This window comes from Jeotgalicoccus huakuii (genome assembly GCF_036665975.1).
In the GTDB taxonomy this organism is placed as follows: Bacteria; Bacillota; Bacilli; order Staphylococcales; family Salinicoccaceae; genus Jeotgalicoccus; species Jeotgalicoccus marinus.
Window position 1 is genome coordinate 58,365 of sequence record NZ_JAVIYN010000002.1, and the last position, 19,234, is coordinate 77,598.

Here is a 19,234-nt window from a genome sequence, read left to right on the forward strand (position 1 = left end):
AATTCTATTTTCTACTTTTTAAGTATTTAAGTTACTTTGTATATTTGGTTTAATATTAAAATATCTTTTTAAAGATACTATTTCTGAGTACATCATAAAACACAACTCATATATTTTAAGAGATATATTGAATTTTTAATATAAGCTCTTCTCGTTTCGAGTATATTATATCCAAAACATTCGACAGTTGAGAGTATAAAATAGTTTGTGTAAATGAATAAATAGAAATAGGGAGCCCTTTTCTTGTAGAATCAAGTTACCATACAAAATCCCAAGAAAAGAGGTCTCCCTTATGGATTATTTTACATCAGATATCATTCAAGCTCTAGTGAAAAAGGAAGACGTATCCGAAATCTTCCGCAGTCATCTAGAAGCAGCCGTCAATACATTACTTAAAACAGAATTGACTGCGTTTCTAGACTATGAAAAATATGACCGTGTTGGCTTTAATTCTGGTAATTCTAGAAACGGTGTGTACTCTCGTACTCTACATACTGAATATGGAGTGCTACAGATTGATATACCTCGGGATCGAAATGGTGATTTCAAACAACAGACTGTCGCCCCCTATAAACGTTCCAATGATACGTTAGAATCATTTGTCATCCATATGTTTCAAAAAGGGGTCACAATGTCTGAAATTTCACATCTGATTGAGCGTATGTATGGGCATCACTACACACCCCAAACGATTTCAAACATGACTAAAGCGGTTGAGGAAGAAGTTGAAGCTTTTCATCAGCGTACTCTATCCAAACGGTATGTCTGTGTGTATCTTGATGCAACGTTCTTACCTGTCAAAAGAGAGACCGTTTCGAAAGAAGCTGTCTATATCGCGGTGGGCATCCGTGAAGATGGCTCAAAAGAAGTTTTAGCATATACGGTTGCCCCAACAGAATCTGCTCATGTATGGAAAGAATTAATTGAAGATATCCAAGCACGCGGTGTCGAAGCAGTGCTACTTTTCATATCAGATGGACTCGCGGGCATCAAAGACAGTATTCATTCCGTCTTTCCCAAAGCTAGATATCAAACCTGTTTTGTTCATGTTACACGTAATATTTCCCACAGAGTCCGTGTGTCGGATCGCAAGGCAATCTGCGAAGACCTCAAGTTATTGTATCGTGCTGCCGATAAAGCAGCAGCTGAGCAAGCACTTGAAACGTTTGTAGACAAATGGAAAACATCCTACACCAAAGTCACACAATCGTTGAAAGACAATCCAGATCTATTCACTTTTTATGATTTTCCAAAGGCCATCAGAAGAAGTATTTACTCCACAAACCTAATTGAGTCATTCAACAAGAGAATCAAACGGTACAGTAAACGCAAGGAGCAGTTCCCCAACGAAGCCTCACTTGACCGTTTTCTCGTCACGCAATTCGAGTCTTACAATCAGCAGTTTGCCACACGATGTCACATTGGTTTTGACCAAGCACGAGCTGAACTCACTCAAATGTTCAGTGATTAATACACATTACAAGAAATGGGTATGCATTCATTTACACATAATTATTGACGGTCCCCGACAGTTTATTACCTATTAAAATAGCATTATTTTTATTATATATCACTATGTTTAATAAGATTCGTTTTCATAATTTCAATCAAAGTATTTTTTAATACTTTCGGTTTAATATCAATTATGTTCAAACTCTCTCGATACATTAATTGAGCAATAAAATCTATATCTTCCTTGTTAATCATTGTTTTGAAAATAAAGTCATTCTTATTTATTCTTTCTATAGTAAAGTTTGTCCATAAGTAATTTTGAATACTGTTAATCCCCATATGATTAACAGTTATTTCGATTTGTATTGTTTCACTATTGATCATATACTCTTCGAAATTGCTTAAATCAACTGGTATATCGTTTTCAATTAACTTACCAATCAGCAGGGATTGAACTTTATTTTTATCGAAAATCTTTACTAATTTAATCTTTTCATCATAGGTAACTAAATACCACTTATTATTTTTATAAATAAAACCTATCCCGATGATGTTTTTATAATTATTTTCCCCATAATTAAATGATATAAATTTTTCACTTACGATTGCTGATAGTATTTCTTCCATAATATTATTATTAAAATCGCTGTCCTCAATATTAAAGTACCTAAATTTGTTCTCATAGTTTTTTATTACCTCTTTTTGTTTTGAAGACATATTCTGATATAGTTTTCTGTAAAGTTGCTCATATGTAACTTGAAATGGTAGTTGTTTAATTGAAGATATACTATTTAATGCAAACATCATATTAACCATTTCTTCATCTGTAAAACCAATCTTGGTAACATATCTATCTCTAATAACTTTATAACCACCATGTTTTCCACTAGTACTATATATGGGGATACCGAGTTCTTCTAAATCTTTAATATCTCTTAACGCTGTACTTCTTGATAGGTTGAACTCATTCATTAAATCAATTAATTTAAACTCTGGATTTTCATTAATGAAAGTGATCATATGGTTTAATCTAACAGATTTTTTCATAACTTCTCCTTATGGTGTCACTAACTGATACCTTTTATTATTAATATGATTATATCAAATATATTACGGAGGTATTGATTATGAAATTTGAAGTAAGTCCATATTTTTTAATTACCAATAATGCAGAAGATTTAAGAAAACAATTTGAAGAAATATTCGGTGCGAAAACTATTTATATTCAGAGAATAAAAGACAGACCCGATAAAGCACGTACAGGTATAAAAGAAGAAAGTGAACTAGAAAAGATCGATCAGTGTGTCATAAGTCTAGGTGATATTAAAATAATGTTAGCAGATGACACGGAAGGGTTACCTATAACTAAAGGCAACAATATATCTCTATGTTTAACTTTTGATCATGTTGAACAAACTAAGAATGTATATGATCAATTAATATCTCATGATGTGGAAATACTAAAAGAATTTAGTCCAGAATTCTACACTGAAGGTTATGGCTATGTAAAAGATAAATTTGGAATTGCTTATCATTTATTTACTAAAAGAAAAATTAAATAGGTATTAAAAAAGGACATATCGATAAAATGATATGTCCTTTTTACCTATGTCTTGCAGAAAAAAACTGTCATTTCATATTGTGTCAAATAGTTGAATACAACTAAGAATTCTATATCTTTAAATTATATTAATACCTATTGAGGTAACAATATAGTAACTACTTATCTATATAAAAACACAAAAAAGCACCCTCCAACAAATGTTGGAAAGTGCTGTAAATACTGATATAACAACGCTATTAACGTTTTGAGAACTGTGGAGAACGACGAGCCTTTTAAGACCTAGTTTCTTATATTTTTTATTTTATTAATATAAATAAGATTAATACTCTCATTAGTTCTCAATAGTGTTTATGAATGCTTTTTATAATCATAAAAACATAATAGTCTCCTGTAATTTGTTGAGTTCTTATTTTCATAGTTTCTCAAATAAGTTTCAACATCATTCAAATCTAATCTATCATAATATGTACCCAATGCTATAGCGTGATTTTTTCTAGTAGTGGCTATATTATCATCTTTTAAAATATCAGAGATAGTTCCATGTTCCTGTCCAAAATCATTCTGTTGTTCTATTATGTTTGTTATTTTATTTTCCTGGATACTTATCAAATCATCAATAGAATTTAAGTCTTTATTCACTTTCGAAAACCCATATATAGGAAAAAATTGACTCTTCTGTATTTTAATTTTATCGATTAATTCTAATAATTGATAATTAGACTCATCTAATATTTTAAAATACTTTTCCATAATTTCTGAAGTAGAATGATACTCATATTTTATTGTGTTAACAGAACCTATAGCTAGTACTTTCTCATTATTTTTTAGATTTTCTATATTTTCAGTAATACTTACCTGTATACCTGTATTACCTTTATATATATCTTGAACTATGCTTTGAACTTTTCTAATATCCATTGCAGATATAGGTAAAATTAAATCAGATAGTTCTTGGTATAGAGCTAAAAAATTATCTGTTTTTAATTTATTAATTCTTATTGTTTGAAACCCTTCTATATCTATGTCATGATCTGTAATCGTTGTGTTTTGTGAACCTTTAGTGTATTCAACAAGTAGAAAGTTATTACGTATCTTCTCTGCTTCATCAGTATTGGGATTTACATAAGAAAATATTGTCTTAAGAAGTTTCTTAATATTATTATCACTTACACTATATCCTAAAAATATTATAGGGTTATGAATAAACAATGATAATAATTGAGCTCTTATTAATTCGTATCTTTTTTCAAATCTTTCGTAATCATCATATGTAATTATTATTTTATCCGGATGCTTTACACATCCATGAATTTTATACACAGATCCATAAGGGTTACTTAGTAATATCTCATTTCCAATTAATGAATTAAATTCAAAAATTTCCTCTATAAATGTATCATAGTTTGTAGTTATAATTGAACTTATGTTTTTCCGTATTTTCTTTAATTCTAATATTTCTTTCGACATCTCTTCCTTGATACGATAGTCACTTAATATACTGGATAGATATATTTTAAATCTACTCACATGAATATCTTTCTTTATATAATCATAAAACTTTTTATTTGTATCTTGAAATCTTTCAGAAAAGTTTCCAGTTAATACTTTATCAAACTCTTCTTCAATACTCGTTGCAATCTTTGGATAGAGATGTCGATATTGATATTTTAGATCAAGATAATAGGATTCCTCACCTTTTAACTCATAGGCAGTATGTTCTAACAACTCATCCCAACTAAACGAATTTTCAATATACCTCATACTAAAACCTGTTCCAACAAACAAGATTGGGTGGTTTGTAAATTGTCCAACATAATCCTTTATATCCATTATTACATCATCCTTAATGTTGATTATTCTAACTCCTCTTTTGACATTTCATTATACATTTCAAATAATTTTTCCACCGCATCACTTTCCTTAGTTAAACGAACATCCATCCCGTACATTTTCATTACTAAACGATCGTTTTCTTGATGTGCTTTTCGTAACTCTGGCGGCATAATCAATTCATTATATAAATCAGCTAACGTCATTTTAGGATATTTTGCTCTTGCCTTTAGTATTTTATTAGCAGTTTCATTAAGCTGTTTCTTTTGTATATCAGTTAATGATATCCATGGAAAGTTATTATATACGATTGATGCCGAATATCTATAATCACTTTTTAATCTTCCTGAAACTGTTCGCATCCAAGACATATGAACATTGGATGATAAAATTGCAAAACTTGATAATGATGAGTCTGGAATAATCAATAATTGGTTACTAGCTATAACGTCATCCGATAAATAGCCAATTGGTATATATCTCCGATTTTCAGAACTAACAACAGGAATTGCAAGGTAATTATGATCAGGTTGTCTAATCTCTGCAAATTTTATTGGAGTATTTGCAGCTTCTAGAGTTCCTTTACGCTTACTTTTACTTCTCCATTTTTCAACATGGGTAATTTTTTCTTTTAAAATTCTACTTTCCTTTATCATGTCTATGTCTTCTTGCTTATAATCAAGCCATATGCAATATCTCGTAATTGAATTTATAAATTCTCTGGCTCCAATAAAAGGTTTTAAACATTTTTTTAAAAAAGGTTCTTTTTTGATAATCTCATTATATTCTTTCTCATCTATCGTGTAAGCACCATCATCTAGTGCAAAGCTGCCATAATTCATTCTTTCGACGTTAGATAATGGATTTCTTCGACTTTCTATAAATACATTTGGTGCATCTAGTAAATAACCATTGATATTTTTAGCAGGTTCTACTCTTTCACTGGAAACATAAATCTTCTTGTTCTTATTATGGATTTGTGAAAAACCAACAATAACACAATGAACAGCTGCCTTATCTTTTGCTTCACTATTCCAATTAAATGTTCGATATGCAAAATTTATGACTATTTTATAATCTTCGACTAAGTACTTCCATAATATTGGAACTTGCTGGCCCTGTGTAATTGAGTTTGTCGATACAAAGGCACATTTAATATTTGACTGGTTAATAAATTGGGCAGTTTTTCCATACCAACCAGCAACATAATCTAAGTTTCCAACTCCTTTTAATTTCCCAAAAACTTCTTTTAATTCTTCGGTTTGCTTCTCATTCATTAACCTTGCACCAAGAAATGGTGGATTCCCTATAATATAATTTAAGTCTCTTTTATCAACTATTTTATGCCAATTTATTTCAAGTGCATTACCTTCCACGATATTTGTGTAAGATTTTAGTGGTAAAAATTCCATATTTGAAAAGATAATATTTTGTGTTTCTTCAAACATTTGACTTTCTGCAATCCACAAAGCAGTTTTTGATACTGATACAGCGAAATCATTAATTTCTATGCCATGAAATTGATTAAGTTTTACTTTAATTAGATCTTCCCCGACGTCAAGTATTAAATTATCATCCATATATAATTTTATTGCTTCATTTTCTAGTCTTCTTAATTCTAAATATGTTTCAGTCAAAAAGTTTCCTGATCCTGAAGCTGGATCTAAAAATTTTAAATGTCCTAATTTTTTCTGAAATTCTTGTGCCCTTTTTCGAATTGTCGCTAGTTGTTTTAGTTGTTTAATCTCATTAAGTTCATTTTTTAACTCATCTAAAAATAATGGGTCGATAACTTTATGTATATTTTCAATAGACGTATAATGCATTCCACTTTCTCTTCGCTGGTCTGGGTTTAAAGTACTTTCAAATACTCCTCCAAAAATCGTAGGGCTAATTACGGACCAATCGAAACTACTTGATGCATTGTCTAATATTAGTTCTCTTAAGTGGTTAGTAAATTGTGGTATTTCAATATTATTATTTTTAAATAAATCCCCGTTCACGTAAGGAAACTTTGCTAACTTTTCATCTAAGTATGGATCTCTATCATCTAACTTTGTATTCAATACGTTAAACAAATCAATGATTGCATTTCGGAAATGCTTTTCATTGAATTCACACAAATAATCATATAGTGCACCCTTATTGCCAAACAACCCTGCATCTTCAGCATAAAAACAAAATACAAGACGTACAGATAATTGGTTTATACTTTCTAAACTGTGGGGATTATTAGGGTTTTTATATTGTTTCAATAACTCATCATAAATCTCCCCAACTAAATCCCCTGCTCTAATAGATACTTTGGTTTCTTTTTCTATCTGTTTATTAGTTTTTTCTAAAAGAATTTCCAAGCGATAATATTCATCCTTAAGATTCTCTAATAAAATAATTGCTGGCTCTGAGTTTGGGTTTTCCATATCATAAATGTGAAATTCTTTAAAATTACATATTATAATCCACCTTGGTCTTTTTGAGTAGGGTAATGTTGCAGAATAACGCATAGATTGTTGAAATGGTGTTAACACACTACCATCTGATTGTCTTATTCCTTTGTTTAAATCTCTATCCATCCCTTTTTGTTCAATTAAAATATTTGTCTTTTCAATATAACCATCAATATAACTTGTGTTATCCATCATATTTATTACAGAATCTTCAAAAGTAATATATTCGACAGGATTTTCAATACCGTATACATTTTGAAGTAAATCTAGCCAAAAAGATTGACTATCTTGTCGTTCATTTCCTCGTCCAGACCATCGTTTATAAAATTCTTCTGCCGCTTTTTTTCGTTCCCTCATGTTCATAATAATCACCCAATAGATAATAATTTCACTTCTGAATTTTGTTGGTTATCACATTTTAATTCAAATATACTATTTAACCTTTATTCAGTATCATCATTCACTCAATTTCTTCGAATTTCATTTCAATAACACTGCTGCAAACTCATTAAGAAACGCAAATATTTATTCCTTACAATTTGAGTAAATCTCCCTTGTAAGGATGCTCCAGCACAACTTTTAATTTCTTTAATATGTTTACGGCTTGTGATATCTTGTTATTTCAAAAATACATTATAAGTCACATCATATTTTACATGAAGATGATTAGTTATTTAAAACTAAAATGTACTTCTATAATATTGAGTAGTATTTCTTCTAAAATTTTTATAATCTCTCATTTGCCAACCTCGACTAAGTACTAGAGAATAATCACCATTTAATTAATGACTTTGTAGTTTCCCTGTATTCTTTATAATATTTGTATCTACATGAATTAACTGCAGTTGCTCATTCTCTTTAATGTTTGAAGAGAGGTCTCGATATGATGATTTTTTAGGAATATACTCATTATCATTCTCAAGAATTAATAAATATCCCTCGAGTACATCCTTTGCCATTAATACTGATTCTTCGAATGTATTCGCACAAGTTAATGCACCATCTAGATCAGGAAAACGTACATTATAACCTTCATTTTCACTTTCGATTATCGCATAATATTTGTATTCCATCTTTATCACACCCCAATTTTAAACTTCTTTATTTTTTAAAAAGATTGTATTTCAATTAGCACAAGCAATAAAGGTATAGATATAGTTGTTGAATAACCTATCTACTCACTATATTAACTCAATTAACCAGATGAAAGATATTCACCAGATTTTTAAATATAGAAAGTAAACAAAAATTCGAATTAATATTATGTCTAATCTCTTTATATAAATCCTATTGTAAATTTAATCTCAGTCACTATATAAACATACAAAATAATTTTCAAAGAATAATTCTATTACCATGATTACTTATTATTTTAATAAATTATACTTTAATAAGAAATAAAATGAGCAACAAATTAGTTGCTCTTCACCTTTTCTTAATAGAATTATAATTCTAGTCAATCAAGTTTTATAATTTTCTACGACTTTTATCTTACCCTTTCTCTTAATAATTTATCCTAATTTTTGTGTTTCTATTTAGGAATTACCTAAAATCTATAAATATCGTTCATAAATAAATTTTTCGATTCTTCATTTTTATTGTAATCTTTATTATGTTTGTTCATTTTTCTTTTATTATAATATTCATCAATTATTTCTACGGCACTTTTATATTGATAAATATCTTCGTAAATATCTCTCGCAATTACTTGTTCTTTATTTGCAAAATTAGTAAGTATTTGTAGTAATATTTTCGTATTACGGTTTGTAGTTGCTAAATCTTTTTTGATTTTTTCTAAATTACTATCTGTGACTAGTGGATCATTTTCTATAAAATTCTTAAACAAATGTTCTATTAATCTGCTAATAGAATTAAAATCATTGCTATTCCTAACATATTCTTTAATTTCTGAATATATATTTTCATCTATATGGATTGATGTATGCTTACGGTTAGTCATTAATATTTTCCTCCTCGTACTCGATAACTAATATATCTTTTAATAACTCTGCATGAATTTTATGCCATGCAATTAAACGACTTAGTGATTCATCTTGTCTAGATAATATTTTAACTAGACTATCTAAATTAGAATTAAACCTGAGTTCCATTGAATACACTTGATCATTTGCAGTCGCAGTATCAATAAAACTATTGATAAGTTCGTTTAGTGTTGTTTTCTTTTTATTTGCCAACGCTTTAATGAATGCGTGCTTTTCTTCTTTTAAATACAAAGTAAATTTCTTCATTGTTATCCTCCTTAAAATAATGTGGCATATTTGTGGTTAATATTATTTTTGCCACATACATGCCATTAAATTGAGTATCATATACCTCATCTATGCCATAAGCATGCTAAAATCATGCCATAATCACTCAAAATATACCGTTTTATGAGTAGAATGCATGTGGCATAAAAAGTGTCTAATTAAAATTCTCCAAAGCCTTTACAGGATTAGGTCGGCACTGCCGACCCGTGTAATTGGATAATGCGTTAGCAATAGCTATTTACCGTCAAATCCCCTTATGCTCTTTACAAATTTCTCTAGAATTGAGTGATTTTCCTCTTTAATTTATAACTTTTTAGTTTTCATTGTCCCGATTGTCCCAAAATTTGGGACAACTGGGACATAACTTTATACAAAATAATTATTTTTAATATTACTTATATCTGTCTCTGTGATAGCAAACCCTCTCTGTTGTCCATAATATTTTTTGTAATTTACTTTCTCTGTGTGATCTGTTTGCAATAATCTTTTCAATCTTAAATTTATCTTAGATGTTAAAGATTTGTTTTCTACTCTGTCATCTTTTAATAGAACTTCTCTTATTTCTCTCGCACAAATTTTATCTCTTAGGAAAAGATATTTGTCTTTCTCATCTGATTCATCGTATTCTTTTATAAAATTCCTTTTATCTTCTAGCAACATATAGTCCCAATCTAAAGGAACTTTTTTGATAAGATATTTTGCAATCTCTTCTTCTAATTCGTCTATAGCTGTAAATTGTTTCTGAATTTCTTTTAGGTAATCTTTCTCTTGTTCATTTAAATGATTCGTTTCATTCTTAAAAAAATAATACTTAGCTTCTGCCCATACTTGATTAACAACATCTTCTGTTAAATCATGAATATTTAATTTACTATTTGAATATAATCCTACTCTCATTGGAATAAATCTTCTGTTTCCAGTTTCATCTAATAAAAATGTTTCTTCGTTTGTTGTTCCAAAAAATACACAGTCTCTAATATGTCCAGTACTCTCACTAGCATATTTATTTCTAAAAGTATCAGTTGTAGCAGTGAGGACTTGTTTTAATCTTGCCATATCAGAATTGTTGTAAGCTGTTAATTCAGCTAATTCAATAATCCATGATTTTGCCATTTTAAAATAAGTTTCATCACCTTTAAAATTTTCCATACTATCATTAAACCAATCTTGTCCTATTTTTTTTAAGATTAGAGACTTTCCACATCCTTGTTTTCCAGAAAAAATTATAGTTGTATCATGGCTGTGTCCTGGGTTATAGATTTTTGCTACTGCACCAATCAAAGTTTTTTTAGTAATTGATCTGTTAAACCAGTTATCTTCAGCATGGATATAATCTATAAATAATCTTTCTAACCTCTCTACTCCATCCCATTTCAAATCATCAAGATATAATTGTATAGGATGTACATATCTTTCTGTTGCAGATATAGTTATAAAGTCTGCAAGCTTAGAACGATTATCGAACCCATAAAAATAATTCACATACATGTGCACTATTCCAAGATCCTTTTTTAAATCAAAAGTTTTATCTATCTCTCTCCTGTTTGTTCTCCATGGTGGACTTTTTAGAAGAATTAATGAACCCGTTCTTTCATCAATTCCAAAAAGATTATTTAAGTTTTTATCTTCATTAAAAATTTTATTTAGATTATGGATTGATCCTATGACCTTCTTATCCTTATTCTTGTACAGTTTATTTTTTATACTGTTATAATTTGTGTTATGATTATCAATGAACATTACCTTGTTCCTTTCTATAAGCAGATAGATGTCTGGTACACATCTATCTGCTATTTTTTAATCCCTTTTTACTGCCGACCAAATTTTTAAGCTGTATGATTTTCAAAAAAATCATCTATGTCCACTTTTCTAATCATTTCTATTCCAGCGACTTCGACTACACGCAATCCTTCATCTATAAATTTTTTTAAAGTATTGAAACTTACACCTACATACTCACATGCTTCCTTTTTATTCATATACAGTTTTTGCTTTTTGTTCCTATAGTCTGAATCATTTGTAGCTTCTATAATTGCTTGATTAATAACATCCTGTATAGCAATTATAGTTTCGTCTGAAATAATTAGTGGTATTTGCTTCTTCATATCTACCCCTCCTTTTATACAAGTTATATAGACATAATATAAATTATGCTTGTAAATAAAATATTATATGATGATTTATGAAATATCAAGCGAAAAATATTTTTTTTAATTATTAGTTGTATAATTATATGATATGATATTAATGAGGAGGTGTAGCATTGATAAAAGTTAATCTAAAAAAGATACTTAAAGAGCGTAAAATAAGTTTAGCCAAATTAAGTAAAGCAACTGGAATATCTACAAATGCTCTTAGTTCATTTCAAAATCAAAAAACTGAATCTGTATATTATCCAACTATAGAAGCAATCACAAAAGAACTAGATATATCAGTTGGTGAATTAATAGAACAAGTTGAAGAATATTATGAGGTAACAGTAGATATTAATGAGAAAGTAGTAGAAAGAAAGTCTTGCACAGCATTAGTTCATTTTACTGGTATAGAACATGATGCTACCTACACACATGAAATTAAATTTATATACCAATATCATTCGAATAGTTTTCTTGAGCAGTATAATCGTTTATTTATATACTTAAATGATGAATCGAACGGAGATCTCCCTGAAACTATACGTAATATTATTCACAATTTTGATTTCAACGAAAACGGTAAAGGCATTTATTATTGTATTGGTTATTTATTATTACAGGAACTTATGAAACTTCCTGATTTTTCATCTCTTACTGTAACGGATAAAGTTCTTTTAAATACGGATGCAATATCATATCTTCAATACACAGTTGAAGATACTCCTAGAGAAATTTATCGAAACACTGGAGAAGCTATGGAATATTCATTTAGAGAAATAATGAATTCACTATACCTAGTTACTGCTGACAGAAGTATTGAGTTTTTACCACATGATCCTCCAAGGAATATTCAATATGTACCGTATATCGAATCTTTAAATACATTAAGTTTTGTTTCAAAAGTAGAAGTTGATCAAAAAACCTTAGAAAGAAGATTGTTTATTTATTAATTCCTTTTTACTGCCGACCAGCAATTAAGGAAGGATATATAATGACAAGAATTAAAGAAATAAATTTAAAGAATGGAGAAAAACGTTACGAATTCAATGTTTATTTAGGTATTGATAAAGTAACTGGTAAGAAGAAAAGAACCACACGAAGATTCAAAAAGAAGAGAGAAGCAGAGATCGAACTGAGGAGATTACAGCTTCAGGGACTTGAAAATAGTACTCAAAATATACACAAATATACTTACAAAGATGTTTATTTAATGTGGATTGAAAACCATAGTACTGAGATTAGAGGAACTACATTAGCAAGTAAAGAAAGTAAATTTAATAAAAGAATCTTACCTAAATTTGGACGCATGCTAATTAAAGACATTACTCGCGTGTATTGCCAAGAAGTGGTTAATGAATGGTCTAAAGAGATGAAAGCATACAATGACTATGTCATTCAAGCAAGATTAGTATTCAATTATGCAATGAAATTAGAGTTAATAGACAAGAATCCTATGGACTATATAACATTGCCTAGTAGACGAGAAGAAAAAGTGTTTGTAGAACAATCTCGTAAATTTTTAACCAAAGAAGAGTTAAAACAGTTTATGATCTATCTTGATGAAGAAAACAAAACTCAGAACACATGTCTCTTCAGATTACTTGCGTTTACTGGTATGCGAAAAGGTGAAGTTCTCGCTTTACATTGGAGTGACATAAATTTTGTTAATAAAGACTTACTTGTAAAAAAGACACTTTCAAAAGTAAGAAATAAGCATGTTCTACAACCACCTAAAACTCGTGAATCGCATAGATGGATAGATATTGATAATCAAACCATTGATAAACTTTTACAATGGAAAGAAGAACAGAAACAACAATATAAAGAATATGGCTTTATGATCGCAAATGACCATGAACAACCTATCTTTGCAACTTATCATACTAGATTAAATGAAATGAAGTACATGCGTGTATCTACACCTAACGACAAACTTGAAGCATTCTTTAAACGTCACAAGGATTTACATCAGATACACGTCCATGGCTTCAGACATACCCATGCTTCGCTATTATTCGAATCAGGCGCAACCCTCAAAGAAGTACAAACTAGATTAGGACATAGTGATATAAAGACGACAATGGACATTTATACGCACATTACACAATCATCCAGAGAAAAATTAGCAGATAAATTTAATAGCTATGTCAATTTTTAAGGGGGATTATATGGACAACATACTATTTGATAAATTTATCAATATTTGTCGTGCATTAAATGATATTGATATAAAGCCTACATTAATGGGGTCTTTAGGTTTAGAGTTAGTTAGTGATAGAGAATGGTCGCCAAGTGACATTGATATACATGTTCCAGGTGACCCCCGTGGATGGGAAGCTCCTGATGAAGATAGAATATATAACTTTGAGCAGATTAATGCTGTAATGAATCAATTGGGCTTCTCTCTCATTGATCGACATGAGCATGAGTACTCAAATGGTGATATATCTATAGAATTTGGTTGCATCGATACCTTACCTGAATTCGCTGATATACAACTTTCTGAACTACAAGAACTGCATATTGATGGTGCAGAGTTCTTTGTTCCTACACTCGAACAGTATCTAAAAATATATAAAGCATCATCAAAGGATAGCTATAGAAATGATAATAACAACTTTAAGGATTTTGAAAAAATTGAATACTTAGATTTAAGAATTAACTAGTAACTGATGCTGGGGGTATTAACGGGGTATTATTTTTGTTTAAAAGTATAAAAAAAGCACTTCTCGAAAGTTTTCGAGAAGTGCTGTAAATACTGATACAACAACGTTCTTAACGTTTTGAGAACTGTGGAGAACGACGAGCCTTTTTAAGACCTGGTTTCTTACGTTCTTTCATACGTGGGTCACGTGTTAATAGTCCAGCTCTTTTCAGTGCTGAACGGTGTTCTGGATCTGCTTCTAGTAAAGCTCTTGCAATACCGTGACGGATTGCTTGTGCTTGACCAGTAAATCCACCACCGTGAACATTTACTAATACATCATAGTTACCTGCAGTTTCAGTTACTGCGAATGGTTGACTTAAATCTAAGATTAAACTTTCAAATGGAAGATAATCTCTCATGTCGCGTCCGTTTACTGTTACGTTACCTTCACCTGGTACTAAACGTACGCGTGCTACTGAATGCTTACGACGACCAGTTCCTAAATATTCTACTTTAGCCAAATGTTTTCCCTCCTAATCCTTAACCACGTAACTCGTAGTTTTCAGGTTGTTGTGCTACGTGTGGGTGATCTGCTCCACCGTATACGAATAATTTTTTACCTTGCTTACGTCCAAGTGGATTCTTAGGAAGCATTCCTTTGATAGAAGTTTCCAATAATCTCACAGGGTTGTTCTCTCTTAATTCACCAGCTGTAACTGATTTGATTCCACCTACGTGACCTGAATGTCTGTAGTAGATCTTTTGTGATTCTTTTTTACCAGTTAATTCGATTTCACCAGCATTGATGATGATTACATAGTCACCAGTATCAACGTGTGGTGTGAATGTTGGTTTATGTTTTCCGCGTAATAATGTAGCAACTTCTGTAGAAAGACGGCCGAGTGTTTTACCAGCTGCATCTACAACGAACCATTTACGCTCGATGTTTGACTCATTAGCCATAAACGTTTGACGCATATTATTTCCTCCTAAATCCATTCTATATTTCGTGTTTTTTAATAGTCGTTTTTGTCTTTTTATATTCATAATCTTAAAAGGTTCCGGGGCCTTATAATCATGGATGGATATAAAAATGTACCGTTAGTTATTATATAATTATCCACCAACAAAGTCAATATGATTGATAGATTTTATATGTCTTCATACCAGACTTTTTCCAAATATAGTCCTTCTGCCGGTGCTGTTTTTGGAATGATCGTTCTATCTTTCGCCTTCAGCATATTCAAAGTATCCGCTTCTCTTTTACCCTTACCGACTTCTAGTAGATAAGCCACGATGATTCTGACCATATTATATAGAAAACCCGTGCCGGTAATGACGATATCAATGCCGTCTGTTGTTTCTTCGATGTCGAGTTGTTTAATCTCTCTTACCTTATTTTTTATCTCAGCTTTCGCACTGGAGAATGTGGTGAAGTCATGCACACCGACAAAGGGTGCTGCTGCATCTCTCATTTTTGCTATATTTAAGGTCTCCATACAATGGGTCTTCAATCCTGCATAGAAAGGGTTTTTTTGACCAGTATAGATTTTGTAACGATAGGTTTTTCCCTTGGCATTAAATCTCGAATGAAAGTCGTCATCAACGATATCTACTTTTTTAATATAAATGTCCTCTGGCATAGATCTATTCAGAATAAATTGCCACTTATCTCGGGGTAAATCGATTGTCGTATCAAAGTGAATATATTGATCTAAGGCATGTACGCCACTATCAGTTCTAGACGCACCATGAAGTCTAGTATGCGCCTTATGCATGCGTTTGAGTTGTTTTTCTATAGTGCCTTGAACTGTACGGTAATCATGTTGATACTGAAAACCACTAAAGTTTTGACCGTTATAAGAAATATTTGCTCTTACTCTCATTTAATTCACTACCTTACCCATAATAATATCAATCCTAATATTAAGAGAATGATAATAGCGACCGTATCTTTTAACTGCCAGTTTAATACTCTGTAATGTGTTCGTCCTTCTTCACCCTTATAACCTCTCACTTCCATAGCAATTGCCATCTCATCTGCACGCTTAAAGGCAGACATGAACAAGGGAATGAATATCGGTACCAAGGCTGTAATTCTTGATTTTAAACTTCCCGTCATAAAAGTAGACCCACGGGCACTTTGTGCTTTAATGATTTTCTCTGTTTCATCCATTAGAGTTGGAATGAAACGTAATGAGATGGACATCATCATGGCGATTTCATGAACAGGTATCTTAACTGCTTTTAACGGTTTACATAGTTTTTCTATGGCATCTGTTAATTCTATTGGACTCGTCGTTAAGGTCATCAGTGTAGTGATAACTACTAGCAGTGCAAGTCGAATTGTAATATAAATCCCGGTAATCAAACCGTTGGATTCAATCGTAAAGAAGCCACCATCAACAAGTACTGTACCACCCTTGGTTAAGAATATATGCATCAAGAAGGTGAATATCAACAGTATCAAAACGAGTTTCAAACCATTGAAAAGGAAACGGACTGATAAGCCAGCAAGCTTAGTCATAGCCAGTACAAAAAGTATGAGTATACCGTACCCTAACCAATCATTTGCAAAGAACACAATAATCATAAAAAGAATAACTGAAATCAATTTAGCCCTAGGATCTAAACGGTGAATCATACTCTCACCAGGAATATACCGACCGAGTAACATAGAACTAAGCATGACTATCCCTCCACTCTTTATAGAGAGAAATAAAGTCCTTTATATTTAAAGGAATATCTTTAAGATATACCCCTTTTTTCTCGAGGTCCTTAGTCAGTCTAATAATATGTGGTATTTCTAGATTGTAAGCTGTCATAAAGCTTTCATCCGTTAAAATATCTGTCGTTCTTCCTTCTCTAACTAATTCTCCTTGATCCATCACCTTAACGGCATCTGTAAACTCTAATACATCATCCATATCGTGTGTAATCAAAATAACAGTCACATCAATCTTATTGAAGACATCATTAAATAATCGCATCGTCTCATCATGACTCACCGGGTCTAAGCCGGCTGTCGGTTCATCTAAAATTAGAATATCTGGTTCCATAGAGAGAATGCCTGAAATCGCTACTTTTCTCATCTGACCACCAGATAAATCAAATGGGCTACGTTCATAGAGTGTTTCTGGTACGCGGAGGAGTTCTAAGTATTGAAGTGCCTTTTCTCTTGCGTCTTCCTCACTGGCACCCATATTCATCGGACCAAACATGACATCTTTTAAGACTGTACTTTCAAACAATTGATGCTCCGGAAACTGAAACACCATACCTACTTTCATTTTAGCTTCATGAATCACCTTTTGCTTGGTCTTCTTTGAAAGCTTAGTGCCATCAACATTTAAGTCACCTGTTGTGGGTAAAATTAAACCATTCATTGTTTGAATTAATGTCGACTTACCACTACCTGTATGACCAATTAGTCCATAGAATTTACCTTTTTCAAACGATGTTTCAATCTGTTTTAAGGCTCTGAACTCAAATGGGGATTTAGGATTATATACTACACTCACATTATGAAAATCTATAATCATAGGCGTTCCACCAACATTTCATGCGTCAGGTAAGTTCCATCTAAAAGTGCTTCTGATAGTTCCATTGTATAAGGCACCTTCAAGTTACTTTCTTTTAGCAGGTCTTTGTCCCTGTATATTTCATCAATGGTACCCTCAGCGACTGCTTTTCCTTGGTTCATAACAACAATTTTGTCACTTCTATATATTTCAGTCAGATCATGTGTGATATATATGATGGTCGTTTCCAAACGTTCATGCAAATCACAAAGTATGCTCAACACTTCTTGTCTACCTTTTGGATCTAACATAGAAGTCGCTTCATCAAGAATGAGGACTTCCGGTTTCATAGCCAAGGCTCCCGCAATCGCAATTCTTTGTTTTTGTCCACCTGATAAACGATGCGGCTCGTGTTTTTTAAAATCAAGCATATCGACTAACTTTAATGCATAGTCTGTTCTTTCAATCATTTCTTCTCTTTCTATGCCCATATTCTCTAAGCCAAAGGCGACATCATCTTCCACTGTTGCGCCAACAAATTGATTATCAGGATTTTGAAACACAATTGCAAAACGACTACGCAAGTCTCTCATATTATCATTATTTAACTGTATACCGTCTACATATATATTTCCTTCATAGGATTCGATAATACCCATCAGGACTTTAACAAGCGAACTTTTACCAGAGCCATTATGCCCGATAATCGATGTCCACTTCCCTTTTTCAAAGTTAATGGAGATATGATCAAGAGCATATGCTTCTTCTTCTCTATACTTAAAAGCGACATTCTCTAGTTTAATCATATCTCCACTCCTTAAAAATTTATGTAAAAAAAGCGCGTACCCTGCAATAAGAGTCGCGCACTGATTATTTACTGCAGGATACGTCGAGCTAGACGAAAGAGCCCTGATGGGCTCATCATCATAACACTCACTCTGCTTTTAAGAATTTACGCTTCTTCAGTTGTAACTGGAGCGCCTTCTACGAATTCAATAATTACAAGTTCAGCTCCGTCACCGCGACGGCTACCAAGTTTCTTAATGCTTGTATAACCACCTTGACGATCAGCGAAACGTGGAGCGATATCTTCAAATAACTTTTGAAGTGCATAACTTGTTGAACCATCTTCATTGATGATTTCTACGTTGCGTACAGTTTGACCAGCACGTCTTTTAGCTGCTAAGTCGCCTTTTTTACCAAGTGTAACAAGACGGTCAGCTAATTTACGAAGTTCTTTAGCACGATCTTCAGTTGTAGTGATTCTTTCACTAACGATTAAAGACGTCGCTAAGTCGCGTAACATTGCTTTTCTTTGGTCAGATGTACGTCCAAGTTTTCTGTAACCCATTATTTCTCCTCCTTTAT

Annotated in this window: 20 protein-coding genes; 5 read left to right on the forward strand and 15 right to left on the reverse strand. The window is 31.6% G+C overall.

Going from position 1 to position 19,234, the window contains the following annotated elements; genetic code table 11:
- Positions 1-292: 292 nt before the first annotated feature.
- Complete coding sequence (locus V6E76_RS01330; protein ID WP_247348257.1) at positions 293-1,471, forward strand: IS256 family transposase; 1,179 nt, start codon at positions 293-295, stop codon at positions 1,469-1,471.
- Between the two features lie 92 nt (positions 1,472-1,563).
- Here the strand turns inward: V6E76_RS01330 and V6E76_RS01335 are convergent, their stop codons facing one another.
- Positions 1,564-2,499, reverse strand: a complete 936-nt coding sequence (locus tag V6E76_RS01335) for an HTH domain-containing protein (protein ID WP_247348259.1) — start codon at positions 2,497-2,499, stop codon at positions 1,564-1,566.
- Positions 2,500-2,579: 80 nt separating this feature from the next.
- On the opposite strand from V6E76_RS01335, the gene V6E76_RS01340 reads away from it, so the two are divergent.
- Positions 2,580-3,014 carry a VOC family protein gene (locus tag V6E76_RS01340; protein WP_247348262.1) on the forward strand — a complete coding sequence of 145 codons (435 nt, stop codon included), beginning with the start codon at positions 2,580-2,582 and terminating at the stop codon, positions 3,012-3,014.
- Positions 3,015-3,364: 350 nt separating this feature from the next.
- On the opposite strand, the gene V6E76_RS01345 is transcribed toward V6E76_RS01340, so the two are convergent.
- The 7 genes from V6E76_RS01345 to V6E76_RS01375 form a co-directional block, all read right to left on the reverse strand.
- A complete protein-coding gene (locus tag V6E76_RS01345) occupies positions 3,365-4,846 on the reverse strand; it encodes an SIR2 family protein (RefSeq protein WP_247348264.1) in 1,482 nt (493 codons plus the stop codon).
- A gap of 23 nt (positions 4,847-4,869) precedes the next feature.
- Positions 4,870-7,656 carry a DNA methyltransferase gene (locus V6E76_RS01350; RefSeq protein ID WP_247348266.1) on the reverse strand — a complete coding sequence of 929 codons (2,787 nt, stop codon included), beginning with the start codon at positions 7,654-7,656 and terminating at the stop codon, positions 4,870-4,872.
- 419 nt (positions 7,657-8,075) lie between these two features.
- Positions 8,076-8,366 (reverse strand): type II toxin-antitoxin system HicB family antitoxin, encoded by a 291-nt coding sequence (locus tag V6E76_RS01355; RefSeq protein ID WP_247348269.1) that lies wholly within the window; start codon positions 8,364-8,366, stop codon positions 8,076-8,078.
- A 473-nt stretch (positions 8,367-8,839) separates the two neighbouring features.
- Positions 8,840-9,253: a hypothetical protein gene (locus tag V6E76_RS01360; protein ID WP_247348271.1), complete on the reverse strand. Its 414-nt coding sequence runs from the start codon at positions 9,251-9,253 to the stop codon at positions 8,840-8,842.
- The gene (locus V6E76_RS01365; RefSeq protein WP_247348274.1) at positions 9,246-9,542 is read right to left on the reverse strand and encodes a hypothetical protein; all 297 of its coding nucleotides are present in this window, start codon (positions 9,540-9,542) and stop codon (positions 9,246-9,248) included. The genes V6E76_RS01360 and V6E76_RS01365 overlap by 8 nt, the downstream gene beginning before the upstream one ends.
- 387 nt (positions 9,543-9,929) lie before the next feature.
- Positions 9,930-11,303, reverse strand: coding sequence for a virulence-associated E family protein (locus V6E76_RS01370; protein WP_247348275.1), 1,374 nt, complete (start codon positions 11,301-11,303; stop codon positions 9,930-9,932).
- Between the two features lie 86 nt (positions 11,304-11,389).
- The gene (locus V6E76_RS01375) at positions 11,390-11,668 is read right to left on the reverse strand and encodes a helix-turn-helix domain-containing protein (protein ID WP_247348277.1); all 279 of its coding nucleotides are present in this window, start codon (positions 11,666-11,668) and stop codon (positions 11,390-11,392) included.
- A gap of 158 nt (positions 11,669-11,826) precedes the next feature.
- Here V6E76_RS01375 and V6E76_RS01380 point away from each other — a divergent pair, with 158 nt between their 5' ends.
- Genes V6E76_RS01380 through V6E76_RS01390 form a run of 3 tightly spaced genes read left to right on the forward strand, consistent with a single transcriptional unit; the run spans position 11,827 to position 14,364 of the window.
- The gene (locus tag V6E76_RS01380; RefSeq protein ID WP_247348279.1) at positions 11,827-12,648 is read left to right on the forward strand and encodes a helix-turn-helix domain-containing protein; all 822 of its coding nucleotides are present in this window, start codon (positions 11,827-11,829) and stop codon (positions 12,646-12,648) included.
- Between the two features lie 41 nt (positions 12,649-12,689).
- The gene (locus V6E76_RS01385; RefSeq protein WP_499797691.1) at positions 12,690-13,856 is read left to right on the forward strand and encodes a site-specific integrase; all 1,167 of its coding nucleotides are present in this window, start codon (positions 12,690-12,692) and stop codon (positions 13,854-13,856) included.
- 10 nt (positions 13,857-13,866) lie between these two features.
- Positions 13,867-14,364: a PCYCGC domain-containing protein gene (locus V6E76_RS01390; protein WP_247348284.1), complete on the forward strand. Its 498-nt coding sequence runs from the start codon at positions 13,867-13,869 to the stop codon at positions 14,362-14,364.
- Positions 14,365-14,473: 109 nt separating this feature from the next.
- Here V6E76_RS01390 and rpsI read toward each other — a convergent pair whose 3' ends face one another.
- The 7 genes from rpsI to rplQ all read right to left on the reverse strand — a co-directional run bounded on the left by rpsI (position 14,474) and on the right by rplQ (position 19,217).
- Positions 14,474-14,866 (reverse strand): 30S ribosomal protein S9, encoded by a 393-nt coding sequence (rpsI, locus tag V6E76_RS01395; protein WP_026865778.1) that lies wholly within the window; start codon positions 14,864-14,866, stop codon positions 14,474-14,476.
- 19 nt (positions 14,867-14,885) lie between these two features.
- Positions 14,886-15,323 (reverse strand): 50S ribosomal protein L13, encoded by a 438-nt coding sequence (gene rplM, locus V6E76_RS01400; RefSeq protein WP_026865779.1) that lies wholly within the window; start codon positions 15,321-15,323, stop codon positions 14,886-14,888.
- Between the two features lie 173 nt (positions 15,324-15,496).
- The gene (truA, locus tag V6E76_RS01405; RefSeq protein WP_247348286.1) at positions 15,497-16,231 is read right to left on the reverse strand and encodes a tRNA pseudouridine(38-40) synthase TruA; all 735 of its coding nucleotides are present in this window, start codon (positions 16,229-16,231) and stop codon (positions 15,497-15,499) included.
- A gap of 8 nt (positions 16,232-16,239) precedes the next feature.
- Positions 16,240-17,034 carry an energy-coupling factor transporter transmembrane component T family protein gene (locus V6E76_RS01410; RefSeq protein WP_247348288.1) on the reverse strand — a complete coding sequence of 265 codons (795 nt, stop codon included), beginning with the start codon at positions 17,032-17,034 and terminating at the stop codon, positions 16,240-16,242.
- Positions 17,027-17,887, reverse strand: coding sequence for an energy-coupling factor transporter ATPase (locus V6E76_RS01415; RefSeq protein WP_247348290.1), 861 nt, complete (start codon positions 17,885-17,887; stop codon positions 17,027-17,029). The genes V6E76_RS01410 and V6E76_RS01415 overlap by 8 nt, the downstream gene beginning before the upstream one ends.
- Positions 17,884-18,672 (reverse strand): energy-coupling factor transporter ATPase, encoded by a 789-nt coding sequence (locus V6E76_RS01420; protein ID WP_247348294.1) that lies wholly within the window; start codon positions 18,670-18,672, stop codon positions 17,884-17,886. Before V6E76_RS01420 ends, V6E76_RS01415 begins: the two co-directional genes overlap by 4 nt.
- A 146-nt stretch (positions 18,673-18,818) precedes the next feature.
- Entirely contained in the window at positions 18,819-19,217 is a 399-nt protein-coding gene (rplQ, locus tag V6E76_RS01425) for a 50S ribosomal protein L17 (protein WP_183369118.1), read from the reverse strand.
- Positions 19,218-19,234 lie beyond the last annotated feature (17 nt).